Here is a 12949-nt window from a genome sequence, read left to right as displayed (position 1 = left end):
CTCCTTTCGCCGAACCGGGTTGATCCGGTCGGGCTGCGTGGCGGCAGGTCTCGAGCGTGGCGGCACGTCCCGAGTGCGGCGGCACGTTTTGGTGCGCGTGCCGCGGGGACTTGCGCGTGCCGCGGGGGTTTGCACGTGCCGCGGAGACTTGCGCTTGCCGCGGGGACTTGCGCGTGCCGCGGGGCTTCATTGGGCAATGCGCGATTGTCGGGCTGTGCTGGCGTCCGGGTAGGTTTGGTCCATGGTCTTTTCGGTAGCGGTTGCGGGCGCCAGCGGGTATGCGGGCGGTGAGCTGCTGCGTTTGCTGGCCGCTCACCCCGATTTCGAGGTGCGCACGGTCACTGCGCACAGCAACTCCGGCCAGCGCCTGGTCGACGTGCAACCACACCTGCGCTCACTGTCCCACCTCGTGCTGGCCGACACGGATGCGACCACCCTGGCCGGCCACGACGTCGTCTTCCTCGCCCTCCCGCACGGCGCATCCGGGGCACTGACCACCCAACTGAGTGCCGACACCCTCGTGGTGGACTGCGGCGCGGACCACCGCCTCGAGAGCGAGGCCGACTGGGCCGCGTTCTACGGCGGCGACTACTTCGGCGCCTGGGCCTACGGTGTGCCCGAACTGCCCGTCGCCGGCGGCCGGCAACGTGACCGGCTGATCGGCGCCCGCCGCATCGCCGCGCCGGGCTGCAACGCCAGCACGGTCGCCCTCGCCCTGGCCCCCGGCATCCTCGCGGGCGTGATCGAACCGGCCGACATCGTCGCCGTGCTCGCCGTCGGCCCCTCCGGCGCCGGTAAGAGCCTCAAGGTGCCCAATCTCGCCGCCGAGATCCTCGGCTCCGCCAACCCCTACGCCGTCGGCGGCAGCCACCGGCACATCCCCGAGATCCAGCAGAGCCTGCGCTGGGCCGGCGCGACCGGGCCCACCGTGTCGTTCACCCCGGTGATCGTGCCGATGTCGCGCGGCATTCTCGCCACCTCGACGGCCCGCCTGGTACCTGGCACCAGCGCCGCCGCCGTGCGCCACGCCTGGGAATCCCTTTACGCCGACGAACCGTTCGTGCACGTCCTGCCGACCGGCCAGTTCCCGCGTACCGCCGACGTTCTCGGCGCCAACACCGCCCTCATCGGCCTCGCGATCGACGAAGCCGCCGGCCGGGTGGTCACGGTCACCGCCGTCGACAACCTCGTCAAGGGCACCGCCGGCGCCGCCATCCAATCCGCCAACATTGCCCTGGGGCTGCCCGAAACCCGCGGCCTCAGTACGAATGGAGTTGCCCCGTGAGCGTCACCGCCCCCGCCGGATTCGCCGCCGCCGGCGTCACCGCCGGCCTCAAGAAGTCCGGTGGCCTCGACCTGGCCATCGTCGCCAACCTCGGCCCGCTCGCCAACGCCGCGACGGTGTTCACCAGCAACCGGTGCAAGGCCAACCCGATCATCTGGAGCCAGCAGGTGATGAGCGACGGCCGCGTCAGCGCCATCGTCCTGAACTCCGGCGGCGCCAACTGCTACACCGGCAGCATCGGCTTCCAGACCACCCACGCCACGGCCGAGGCCGTTGCCGAACAGCTCCAGGTCTCCTCCGGCGACGTTCTGGTCTGTTCCACCGGCCTGATCGGGGAGCAGCTCGACCTCGGCAAGATCACCGCGGGCGTCTTCGACGCCGGCGTGGCCCTCAAGGACGCCGCCGCATCCTCTGCCTCCGCAGGCCTCGCCGCCGCGCAGGCGATCATGACCACCGACACCCGGCCCAAACAGGCCACCCAGGTGTCCCCGGCCGGCTGGACCATCGGCGGGATGGCCAAGGGCGCCGGGATGCTCGCCCCCGGCCTGGCCACCATGCTCGTCGTGATCACCACCGACGCCGTCCTGTCCTCCGCACAGCTGGATGCCGCGTTGCGGCAAGCCACCAGGGTAACCTTCGACAGGCTCGACTCCGACGGCTGCATGTCCACCAACGACACCGTCAGCCTGCTGGCCTCCGGCGCCAGCGGCGTCGACGCGGACCCCGAAGAATTCACCACCGCGCTCACCAACCTGTGCCGCGACCTGACCCTGCAGCTTCAGGGCGACGCCGAGGGCGCCTCGCACGATGTGGCCATCGAGGTTTGTAACGCCGCGTCCGAAACCGAGGCCGTCACGGTGGCCCGCGCCGTGTCGCGCAGCAATCTGTTCAAGGCCGCGATCTACGGCAACGACCCCAACTGGGGCCGGGTGCTCGCCGCGGTGGGCACCATCCCCGAGGCCGACGCGGCATTCGACCCGTATGGCATCGATGTGGCCATCAACGGCATCCAGGTCTGTACGGCGGGCGAGCCGGACCAGCCGCGCGAGCTGGTCGACCTCACCCCGCGCGCCGTTTCGGTGGTCATCGACCTGCACGCCGGCACCGCGGGCGCCACGATCTGGACCAACGACCTCACCCACGACTACGTCGAAGAGAACAGCGCGTACTCCAGCTGATGAGCACCGAGCCGATGAGCACCGCCACTCCCGCCACACCGCCACAGGTTCCCACCCTCGACGACGTCGACAACACCCCCGCGGAGGCGAAGGTCAAGGCCGCCACGCTGATCGAGGCCCTGCCCTGGCTGAAGAAGTTCCACGACCAGATCATCGTCGTCAAGTTCGGCGGCAACGCCATGGTCAGCGAGGAACTGCAGCGCGCGTTCGCCGAGGACATGGTGTACCTCCGCTACGCGGGCATCCGCCCCGTCGTGGTGCACGGCGGCGGCCCGCAGATCTCCGCGATGCTCGCCCGCCTCGGTATCGAGAGTGAATTCCGCGGTGGCTACAGGGTCACCACCCCCGAGGCCATGGACGTGGTGCGGATGGTGCTCACCGGACAGATCAACCGCGACCTGGTCAGCCACATCAACGCGCACGGCCCCCTCGCCGCCGGCCTCAGCGGCGAAGACGCCGGCCTGTTCCGCGGACGCCGCCGCGGTGTCGTCATCGACGGCGAAGAGGTGGACCTCGGCCTGGTCGGTGACGTGATCGGCGTGGATCCCGAGGCCGTGCACGCGCAGCTGAGCGCCGGCCGGATTCCGGTGGTCTCGTCGATCGCGCCGGACGTTGAGGTGCCGGGCCAGTCGCTCAACGTCAACGCGGATGCCGCCGCCGCGGCCCTCGCCGTGTCTTTGAACGCCGCCAAGCTCGTGATCCTCACCGACGTGGCCGGCCTGTACAGCGACTGGCCCAACCGCGACTCTCTCGTGTCGGTCATCGACGTCGATGCGCTCCGCACCCTGCTTCCCGATCTCGAATCGGGAATGATCCCCAAGATGACAGCCTGCCTGGACGCCGTCGAGGGCGGCGTCGCCAAAGCGGCGATCATCGATGGTCGAGTGCCGCACTCGATCCTGGTCGAAATCTTCACCGGAAGCGGTATCGGTACTGAGGTGGTTCCCGCATGACCCTGCACGAACGCTACGCAGACGCAATGATGAAAACCCTGTCGCCCCCGCTGGCCGTGCTGGTGCGCGGTGAGGGCTGCTACGTCTGGGACGAGAACGGCACCAAATACCTCGACTTCCTGGCCGGCATCGCCGTCAACTCCCTCGGCCACGCCCACCCCGACATGGTCGCCGCCGCCCAGCAGCAGATCGGCACCCTCGCGCACATCTCCAACTACTTCGCCTCGCCGTCGCAGATCGAGCTGGCCGAGCGGCTCAAACGCCTCACCGGTGCGGGCGACGCCGGCCGGGTCTATTTCTGCAATTCCGGAGCCGAGGCCAACGAGGCCGCGTTCAAGCTCGCCCGGCTGAACACCGCCGGCGGTCGCCGCAGCCGGATCCTCGCGCTGAACGACTCGTTCCATGGCCGCACCATGGGCGCGCTCGCCCTCACCGGCAAGCCGCTGATGCGCGCCCCGTTCGAACCCGTTCCCGGTGGTGTGCAGCACATCGAGACCAGCATCGCCGCCCTCGAGCGTGAACTGGACGACACCGTCGCCGCACTGTTCCTCGAACCCGTCAAGGGTGAGGCCGGCGTCATCGACCTGCCCGAGGGCTACCTGCACCGCGCCCGCGAGCTCTGCACCCAGCACGGCGTGCTGCTCATCATCGACGAGGTGCAGACCGGCGCCGGCCGCACGGGCAAGTGGTTCGCCTACGAACACTCCAACGTGGTGCCGGATGCCGTCACTGTCGCCAAGGGCATCGGTGGGGGAGTGCCGATCGGAGCGCTCGTCACCTTCGGCGACACGAGCGACCTGTTCCTCCGCGGCCAGCACGGCTCCACCTTCGGCGGTAACCCGTTCGTCACGGCCACCTCCAATGCGGTGCTGGGTGTCATCGAACGCGACGACCTCGTCGGCAACGCCGCCCGTCGCGGCGAGGAGATCCGTGAGCTCCTCGTCGGCATGGATTCGCCCCTGATCAGTGAAGTGCGTGGCCGCGGGCTGCTGCTGGGCATCGGCCTGAGCGAACCGGTGGCCCTCAAGCTGGCCGCCGCCGCGCTGGTTGAAGGCCTGATCGTGAACGCCGCGAACGAATTCAGCATCCGGATCGCACCGCCACTGATCGTCGGTGATGCCGAGCTGGCCGACTTCGACGAGCGTTTTCGGGCGGCCCTGGCCCGTGTGACCAGTTCGGGTCTCGTGCCCGCCACTAGGTAACCCGCCACGAGATAAGGTGGAGGAATCCCGCATTACACCTCAGAATTCAGCGAAAGTGACCCCGTGACCCGCCATTTCTTGCGCGACGACGACATTTCTCCGGCCGAACAGGCCGAGATCCTCGATCTGGCCCTGGAACTGAAGCGAGACCGATTCTCGGTCCAGCCGCTGGCCGGACCGAAAACTGTCGCCGTGATCTTCGACAAGTCCTCCACCCGCACCCGGGTCTCGTTCGCCGTCGGCATCGCCGACCTCGGCGGCAGCCCGTTGATCATCAGCACCGCGAGCAGCCAGCTCGGCGGCAAGGAAACCGCCGCTGACACTGCCCGGGTGCTCGAGCGTCAGGTCGCCGCGATCGTGTGGCGCACCTACGGCCAGGCCGGACTTGAAGAGATGGCCCTGAACACCACGGTGCCCGTGGTCAATGCGCTCTCCGACGACTTCCACCCCTGCCAGTTGCTCGCGGACCTGCTCACCATCCGGGAGCACCGCGGCGACCTCGCCGGTCAGACCCTGACCTTCCTCGGTGACGGCGCGTGCAACATGGCGCAGTCCTACCTGCTCGCCGGGGCGACTGCCGGCATGCACGTGCGCATCGCCTCGCCGGCCGGGTACACACCCCACCCGCAGGTCGTCGCCGACGCGGAGGCCATCGCCGCCCAGACCGGCGGTTCCGTGGCACTGTTCACCGACCCGGCCGCGGCCGTTGCCGGCGTTGATGTCGTCATCACCGACACCTGGGTGTCGATGGGCAAGGAAGAGGAAAAGGCCATCCGGCTCGGCTCGCTCGGCAGCTACCGCGTCGACGCCGACCTCATGGCCCTGGCCAAACCCGACGCGCACTTCATGCACTGCCTGCCGGCCGACCGTGGTTACGAAGTCACGGCCGACGTCATCGACGGTCCGCAGAGCATCATCTGGGACGAGGCGGAAAACCGCCTGCACGCCCAGAAGGCGCTGCTCGTCTGGCTGCTCGCGCACAACGCGCGCTAACCGCCGGCTCGCACGCACCACCAATAAACTTGAATCACGCAAAACTTATGAAGGAGAACCATGGCTGAGCGGGTTGTACTGGCATATTCCGGGGGCCTTGACACCTCGGTGGGCATCGGCTGGCTGAAGGACGCCACCGGCAAAGAGGTCGTCGCACTGGCTGTCGACGTCGGACAAGAGGGCGAGGACATGGATGTCATCCGACAGCGCGCCCTCGACTGCGGCGCCGTGGAGTCGATCGTCGTCGACGCCAAGGACGAATTCGCCAACGACTACATCGTCCCGGCGCTCAAGGCCAATGCGCTGTACCAGAAGCGGTACCCGCTGGTCTCCGCGATCAGCCGCCCGCTGATCGCCAAGCACCTCGCCGCCACCGCCCGCGCCCTCGGCGCCGACAGTGTCGCGCACGGCTGCACCGGCAAGGGCAACGACCAGGTGCGCTTCGAAGCCGCCGTCACGGCCCTGGCCCCCGAGCTCACCTCGCTCGCTCCGGTGCGCGACTTCGCGCTGACCCGCGACAAAGCCATCGAGTACGCCGCGCTGCACAACCTGCCGATCGCGCAGTCGAAGAAGAGCCCGTACTCCATCGACCAGAACGTCTGGGGTCGCGCCGTCGAGACCGGCTTCCTGGAAGACCCGTGGAACGCGCCGATCGAGGACCTCTACACCTACACGCAGGACCCGTCCATCCCGCGCGAGGCCACCGAGGTCATCATCACCTTCGACCAGGGTGTTCCCGTTGCCGTTGACGGCAAGCCGGTCACCCCGCTCGAGGCCGTTGTGCTGCTGAACAAGCTCGCCGGCGACCAGGGTGTCGGCCGCATCGACATCGTCGAAGACCGTCTCGTGGGCATCAAGAGCCGCGAGGTCTACGAGTCCCCGGCCGGAATCGCCCTGATCACGGCCCACGAAGAGCTCGAGAACGTCACCGTCGAGCGCGACGTCGCCCGCTACAAGCGCGGCGTCGAAGCCAAGTGGAGCGAGCTCGTCTACGACGGCCTCTGGTTCTCCGGCCTGAAGAAGTCGCTGGACGCCTTCATCGACGACACCCAGAAGTACGTCTCCGGCGACATCCGGATGACGCTGCACGCCGGCACCGCTGTCGTCACCGGGCGTCAGAGCAAGCAGAGCCTGTACGACTTCGACCTGGCCACCTACGACACCGGCGACTCGTTCGACCAGTCGATGGCCAAGGGCTTCATCGAGCTGTGGAGCCTGCCGAGCAAGATCGCGGCCCGCCGCGACCAGGCCGCGAAGTAGGTCCCGGCATGACCGGCGACACGAGCATCAACCGTGCGGGTGAGGCGGGCGCCCTCTGGGGCGGCCGCTTCGCCGGCGGACCGTCGCCGGAGTTGGCGCGCTTGAGCAAATCCACCCATTTCGACTGGCAGCTGGCCGGGTACGACATCCGCGGGTCGCGCGCCCACGCGCGTGCCCTGGCCGCTGCCGGATACCTCACCGAGGACGAACTGGCCGGCATGCTCGCCGGCCTGGACAACCTCGATGAGGCCGTCAACGATGGCCGGTTCCAGCCGGCCGCGACCGACGAAGACGTGCACTCGGCGCTGGAGCGCGGGCTGATCGACATCGTCGGCACCGAACTCGGCGGCAAGCTGCGCGCCGGCCGCAGCCGCAACGACCAGGTCGCCACCCTGGTGCGGATGCTGCTGCGCGACCACGCCGCCGTCATCGCCCGGCTCGTCGTTGACCTCATCGACGCCCTCGCCGCGCAGGCCGAGGCGAACGAGACCGCCATCATGCCCGGCCGCACCCACCTGCAGCACGCGCAGCCGGTGCTGCTGGCCCACCACCTCTTCGCGCACTGCTGGCCGCTGGTGCGCGACCTCGAACGGTTCACCGACTGGAACAAGCGGGCGAATTTCTCCCCGTACGGCTCCGGCGCACTGGCCGGCAACACCCTCGGCCTCGACGCGACCCTCATCGCCACCGAACTCGGGTTCGGCGCCGTCGTGGAGAACTCCATCGACGGCACCGCCAGCCGCGACCTGGTGGCCGAATTCGCCTACATCACGGCGCAGATCGGCATCGACCTGTCCCGCCTGGCCGAGGAGATCATCCTCTGGAACACCCGCGAGTTCGGTTTCGTCACCCTGCACGACTCGTATTCCACGGGGTCGTCGATCATGCCGCAGAAGAAGAACCCCGACATCGCCGAGCTCGCGCGCGGCAAGTCCGGTCGTCTGATCGGCAACCTCACCGGGCTGCTCACCACCCTCAAGGGCCTGCCGCTGGCGTACAACCGCGACCTGCAGGAGGACAAGGAGCCGGTTTTCGATTCCATCGAAACCCTCGAGGTGCTCCTGCCCGCGTTCACGGGCATGATCGCCACGATTACCTTCCACACCGAGCGCATGGCCGAGTTGGCGCCGCAGGGCTTCTCGCTGGCCACGGATGTTGCGGAGTGGCTGGTGAAACGGCACGTCAGCTTCCGGGACGCGCACGAGATCACCGGCACCCTGGTGAAGGTCGCCGAGGCCCAGGGCCTCGACCTGCACGAGATCGACGACGCCGGACTCGCGGAGATCTCGCCGTACCTCGTTCCCGAGGTGCGCGAGGTGCTCACCATCCAGGGCTCGGTCAACCGCCGTGACGGCCAGGCCGGCACCGCGCCCGTGCGCGTCGCCGAGCAGCGCGCCGCCCTGGTGGCCCGGGTGCATTCCCTGGCCACGGCGTTGGCTCGCTGAGCGTACCGCTGAGCACCGGCACGCCCCGACGAAAACGCTGCGGATGACCGTCGACCCTGACCTGTTCGCCCGGGGCGCGGTCGACGTGGCTCCGCTGCTGCTGGGCGGCCTGCTCCGGCACGGCGACACCGTGCTGCGCATCACCGAGGTGGAGGCGTACCTGGCCGGAACGGACCCCGGCTCGCACGCCTTCCGTCGGCGCACCGATCGAAACACCACCATGTTCGGGCCGCCGGGTCACCTGTACGCGTACTTCAGCTACGGCATGCACGTGTGCGCCAACATCGTCTGCTCTCCCAAGGGCGAGGCGTCGGCGGTGCTGCTGCGGGCTGGCGAGATCGTGGCGGGCCACGAGTCGGCTCGCGCCCGTCGCGGTCCGACGGTGGCTGTGCGGGACCTGGCGCGCGGCCCGGCCCGCCTCACCCAGGCGCTGGGTATCGGGCTGCACCAGGACGGTGCCGACCTCGGCGCCGAACCGTTCGAGCTGAGCCTGGCCGAGGCGGCTCCGGCGATGCAGACCGGCCCGCGGACCGGAGTGAGCGGCCCCGGCGGCGGCACCGAGTACGCCTGGCGGTTCTGGATTCCGGGGGACCGGACGGTGTCCGCGTACCGACGGCATCCGCACGCACTCCAATGATTCTCATACCTACCGGCCAGTTACTCTGGCTATCCCCAGAAAAGCGACACAGAAGGAAGCATCAATGCCCACACGTACCGCCCGCACAGCCTGGACCGGAACTCTCGACGACGGCGCAGGCCAGGTCGAACTGACGAGCTCGCAGCTCGGCACCCACGACGTGTCGTTCCCCCGGCGCGCCGCTGACGACGCCAATGGGATCACCAGCCCTGAGGAACTGCTCGGCGCCGCCCACTCCGCCTGCTACTCCATGCAGCTCTCCGCCGAACTGGCCGCCAGTGGCGGAACCATCGAGGCCCTGGACGTCTCCGCGGATGTCACCCTCGGTGCCGACCCCGCCGGTGGCTTTCGCCTCACCGGCATCCACCTCACCGTCTCCGGTGAGGTTTCCGGCATCGACAGTGAGACCTTCCTCGCCGCGGCGCAGGCCGCGAAGGAGAACTGCCCGGTCAGCAAGGCGCTCACCGGCGTGGAGATCACCCTCGACGCGGTGCTCGAAGACTAAGCACCCCGCAACCAACAAGCCCGGCCCGCAGGATGATCCTGCGGGCCGGGCTTGTTTTCATGTGTGCGGGCGGCCGCAGCCGGCGTCAGGACTGCGCGAGGCTCACAAGGATGGCGCAGGCGCACGCCCAGATGAGGCTGGCGAATGTACCGATGATGAACCGTTCGCGCGCCTCAGAGGATGCCAGCTCGGTGAAACGGCCGACGCCCTTGATCGCGACGACAACGGCGAGGGCCTCGGGAAAGCCCGCCAGGATCGCGCCGGCGACGGCCAAACGCTCCAGGATGCCGATGGTGAGACCGCCGCGCAGCACCTCGTGCACCGCAGTCGACGGGACCGCATCGCCGACGGATGCCGTGTCGGCGGCGGGGGAGGACTCGGTGCCGACGAGGATGCCGCCGTGGCTGCCGGGCGCCACCGAGTTCTTCGTGGCCAGCTGCAGGGCCAGTACGGCGGCCGGACCGCCGCCGATCACGGCCAACGCCAGCGCGGCCAGGCCGATGACCACCCCGAAGACCACCGGCGCCTCCCCGAGGGGGAGGGCGGCGAGCAGCAGGGCCCCGCCTAACGCCCCGGCCGACGCGATCGCGAACGGCTGCTTTCCCAGCCGGAAGGCGAGGACGGCCAGGATCAACGAGGCCATTGTGACCAGGAGCAGGAGCACCCAGTACAGGTACTGCACGACGTCGAGGGAAGTCAGGGCATTCATCGGCGGAGGCCATCCATTTCGCTGGTGTCGCTGTCGTGGGTGTCGCTGTCGTGGGTGTCGTTGTCGACGGTGTCACTGTCAAGATTGTCTAGCAGCCTAACCAGTGCCGGGTGCGCGGCGCGCTCCACCTTCCACTGCGCGCTTTTCACTCGCTGGCTCACCGCGGCCGTGGAGATGCCGAGCCTGCGGGCGATGTCGGTCTGCGCGAGCCCGTTCTCGAGCAGGTCCACCGCCTCCCACCCCTCACCGCTGCGGCGCTGGCGCAGCAGGAGCAGCATCGTCACGAGTGCCTCCACTTCCGTGGCTGTCGAAGTTCCGGGCCGGTCCGCGGCGGGCGGGGTGTCCAGCGCGAAGCGGGCCTCGGCCCGTTTGGCCCGGGTCACCGCGGCCCTGGCGGCGATGAACGCGTCACCCGTGGCCTGCCGGGTGGTGGCCGGCAGCGGGGTACGCACCGGGCCGACGCCCACCCCGACGCTCCAGAATCCGGTGCGGTGCAGATCGAGCAAAATAGCGAACGCGTCGGCGGCCGTGCCGACGAGGAGCTGGATCTCGTCGCCGGAGGTCTGGTCGGGGGGCAGCGTGAAAGCCTCGGCGTGGCGCTGCACCAACTCGGCGATCATGTCGCTGGCGCGATCACGATCATGGCGGCTGTCGATTTGATCGGCGGTAATCACAAACATGGGTTAAGCCTCCGTCCTAATCACAGCCTAATCAAGCTTCAAGCATTAATCCAGCTGTATTTAGCTTCAGGGCTTGATATCCGGCCCGTGTCGGAGGCTGAATCCCGAGAACCCGGCCGCCTGCGCTGGTAATCTGGCTTCGTGTCAGACCCCAGCATCCTTGCTCAGCAAGCCAACGATCCCACCTTCGCCGACGTCTGGGAGGAAATCTCCTGGCGTGGCCTGGTCCACGTTTCCACCGATGAGTCGGCGCTGCGCGCCCTGCTCGCCGGAGACCCGATCACGTACTACTGCGGCTTCGACCCCACCGCGGCCAGCCTGCACCTCGGCAACCTGGTTCAACTCCTGCTGATGCGTCGGCTGCAGCTAGCCGGCCACCGGCCGCTCGGCCTCGTCGGCGGTTCCACCGGGCTCATCGGCGACCCGCGCCCCACGGCGGAGCGCACGCTGAACACTCCGGAGGTCGTCAACGAGTGGGTCGGCTACCTGCAGGCTCAGGTCACCCGCTTCCTCAGCGCCGAGGGCGACAACGCCGTCACCCTGGTGAACAACCTCGACTGGACGGCGCCGCTGTCGGCGATCGACTTCCTGCGCGACATCGGCAAGTACTACCGGGTGGGCACCATGCTCAAGAAGGATGCGGTGAGCGCCCGGCTCAATTCCGACGCGGGCATCAGCTACACCGAGTTCAGCTACCAGGTGCTGCAGGGCATGGACTTCCTCGAGCTCTACCGCAGCCACGGCTGTGTGCTGCAGACCGGGGGCAGCGACCAGTGGGGCAACCTCACCAGCGGCACCGACCTCATCCACCGAGCGGAGGGCACGAGCGTGCACGCGATCGGCACCCCGCTGATCACGAACACCGACGGAACCAAGTTCGGCAAGAGCGAGGGGAACGCGGTATGGCTGGATCCCACTCTCACGAGCCCGTACGCGATGTACCAGTTCTGGCTGAACACCGACGACGCCGACGTCATCGCCCGGCTCAAGATCTTCACGTTCCTCACTCGCGTGCAGATCGATGCGCTCGAGGAGCTGGTGGACACCGAGCCGTTCAAGCGCGAAGCCCAGCGCACCCTCGCCTACGAGGTGACCAGCCTGGTGCACGGTGTCTCGGCGACGGATGCGGCCATTCGGGCCACGCAGGCCCTCTTCGGTCAGGGCGAGCTCGCCGATCTTGATGCCGAAACCCTCGAGTCGGCGCTTCGGGCGCTGCCGAACACCACGACGTTCCCGCAGGCGCAGGTAATGCAGCTACTCGTGGACACCGGACTGACCAAGAGCCTGGGTGAAGCCCGCCGCGCGATCGGCCAGGGCGGCGTTTACCTGAACAACGTGAAGGTCACCGATGAGACGGCCACCGTTGAGGGATCGGTCCTGCCCGGGGGAGTGGCCGTGCTCCGTCGTGGCAAGAAGACCCTCGCCGGCGTTTTCGTCGAATAGGCCCCGCCCGCTCGCTGTGTGACCGGCAGGTTACGGGCGCATTGCGGGCGGGTGTCTATCTGCGACACGCCCGGGATGCTCCCGGGATTGCGGGGCATTCGGAACCCGCGTAATGTCATCTCTTGTCACCCCACAGGTGCGGAAAGCCGAAGAGCTTCCCGGCCTCAAGCGGGACCACTTCCAAGTGTTGGCAGCGAATTCATTCGAACTGCCGGACTTGACGGAAACAGAACAACATCGAAGTGCCTCAGTGCAAAGGTCAATTGACCGGCGGCTNATGCCAAAAACCTCGGTCGTAGGGTCCCTTTCTAGGGGATACCGCGAAAGAGATTCCTTTGGAAAACATTTAAACAACAAAGCAAGTCAGTAATGATTTGTTCTGTCAGTTTCAAACTTGCTGATTGTTCGCCTATTCCGGTGGCTTTCGGCACTAGATGTGCCCATCACTTCGGTGGTGAGGCTATTAAACATTTACGGAGAGTTTGATCCTGGCTCAGGACGAACGCTGGCGGCGTGCTTAACACATGCAAGTCGAACGGTGAAGAGGAGCTTGCTCCTTGGATCAGTGGCGAACGGGTGAGTAACACGTGAGTAACCTGCCCTTGACTCTGGGATAAGCACTGGAAACGGTGTCTAATACCGGATACGAACTTCAGCCG

12 protein-coding genes and 1 rRNA gene are annotated in these 12949 nt (G+C 67.8%); 11 read left to right on the top strand and 2 right to left on the bottom strand.

What is annotated here, in order from left to right; genetic code table 11:
- The first annotated feature begins 241 nt into the window (after positions 1–241).
- From argC to E3O60_RS01170, 9 genes are all read left to right on the top strand, one after another.
- A complete protein-coding gene (gene argC / locus E3O60_RS01210) occupies positions 242–1285 on the top strand; it encodes an N-acetyl-gamma-glutamyl-phosphate reductase (protein ID WP_134480661.1) in 1044 nt (347 codons plus the stop codon).
- The gene (gene argJ / locus E3O60_RS01205) at positions 1282–2463 is read left to right on the top strand and encodes a bifunctional glutamate N-acetyltransferase/amino-acid acetyltransferase ArgJ (RefSeq protein ID WP_134408904.1); all 1182 of its coding nucleotides are present in this window, start codon (positions 1282–1284) and stop codon (positions 2461–2463) included. The genes argC and argJ overlap by 4 nt, the downstream gene beginning before the upstream one ends.
- Before the next feature lie 14 nt (positions 2464–2477).
- Positions 2478–3416: an acetylglutamate kinase gene (gene argB, locus E3O60_RS01200; RefSeq protein WP_088457930.1), complete on the top strand. Its 939-nt coding sequence runs from the start codon at positions 2478–2480 to the stop codon at positions 3414–3416.
- Positions 3413–4618 carry an acetylornithine transaminase gene (locus E3O60_RS01195; RefSeq protein WP_134496934.1) on the top strand — a complete coding sequence of 402 codons (1206 nt, stop codon included), beginning with the start codon at positions 3413–3415 and terminating at the stop codon, positions 4616–4618. Before argB ends, E3O60_RS01195 begins: the two co-directional genes overlap by 4 nt.
- A 63-nt stretch (positions 4619–4681) precedes the next feature.
- Positions 4682–5611, top strand: coding sequence for an ornithine carbamoyltransferase (argF, locus tag E3O60_RS01190; RefSeq protein WP_103459411.1), 930 nt, complete (start codon positions 4682–4684; stop codon positions 5609–5611).
- Positions 5612–5671: 60 nt separating this feature from the next.
- On the top strand, positions 5672–6871 hold the full coding sequence (locus E3O60_RS01185; RefSeq protein ID WP_088455754.1) for an argininosuccinate synthase: 1200 nt from the start codon (positions 5672–5674) through the stop codon (positions 6869–6871).
- Between the two features lie 8 nt (positions 6872–6879).
- On the top strand, positions 6880–8316 hold the full coding sequence (argH, locus tag E3O60_RS01180; RefSeq protein ID WP_134496932.1) for an argininosuccinate lyase: 1437 nt from the start codon (positions 6880–6882) through the stop codon (positions 8314–8316).
- Between the two features lie 43 nt (positions 8317–8359).
- Positions 8360–8953 (top strand): DNA-3-methyladenine glycosylase, encoded by a 594-nt coding sequence (locus tag E3O60_RS01175; protein ID WP_134496930.1) that lies wholly within the window; start codon positions 8360–8362, stop codon positions 8951–8953.
- A gap of 64 nt (positions 8954–9017) precedes the next feature.
- Positions 9018–9458: an OsmC family peroxiredoxin gene (locus tag E3O60_RS01170; RefSeq protein ID WP_088455757.1), complete on the top strand. Its 441-nt coding sequence runs from the start codon at positions 9018–9020 to the stop codon at positions 9456–9458.
- Between the two features lie 85 nt (positions 9459–9543).
- On the opposite strand, the gene E3O60_RS01165 is transcribed toward E3O60_RS01170, so the two are convergent.
- Positions 9544–10167: a hypothetical protein gene (locus E3O60_RS01165; RefSeq protein ID WP_088455758.1), complete on the bottom strand. Its 624-nt coding sequence runs from the start codon at positions 10165–10167 to the stop codon at positions 9544–9546.
- Complete coding sequence (locus tag E3O60_RS01160; protein WP_198415678.1) at positions 10164–10847, bottom strand: DNA-binding protein; 684 nt, start codon at positions 10845–10847, stop codon at positions 10164–10166. The genes E3O60_RS01165 and E3O60_RS01160 overlap by 4 nt, the downstream gene beginning before the upstream one ends.
- Before the next feature lie 141 nt (positions 10848–10988).
- Between E3O60_RS01160 and tyrS the strand changes: the two genes are divergently transcribed.
- Both tyrS and E3O60_RS01150 read left to right on the top strand, forming a co-directional pair.
- On the top strand, positions 10989–12290 hold the full coding sequence (gene tyrS / locus E3O60_RS01155; RefSeq protein ID WP_134480665.1) for a tyrosine--tRNA ligase: 1302 nt from the start codon (positions 10989–10991) through the stop codon (positions 12288–12290).
- 470 nt (positions 12291–12760) lie between these two features.
- Positions 12761–12949: ribosomal RNA gene (locus tag E3O60_RS01150) — 16S ribosomal RNA — on the top strand; the annotation flags it as partial.

The organism is Cryobacterium sp. TMB1-7 (genome assembly GCF_004402435.1).
In the GTDB taxonomy this organism is placed as follows: Bacteria; Actinomycetota; Actinomycetes; order Actinomycetales; family Microbacteriaceae; genus Cryobacterium; species Cryobacterium zongtaii.
The sequence above is the reverse complement of the archived record's forward strand: the minus strand, read 5'-3'. Positions and strand labels throughout refer to the sequence as shown.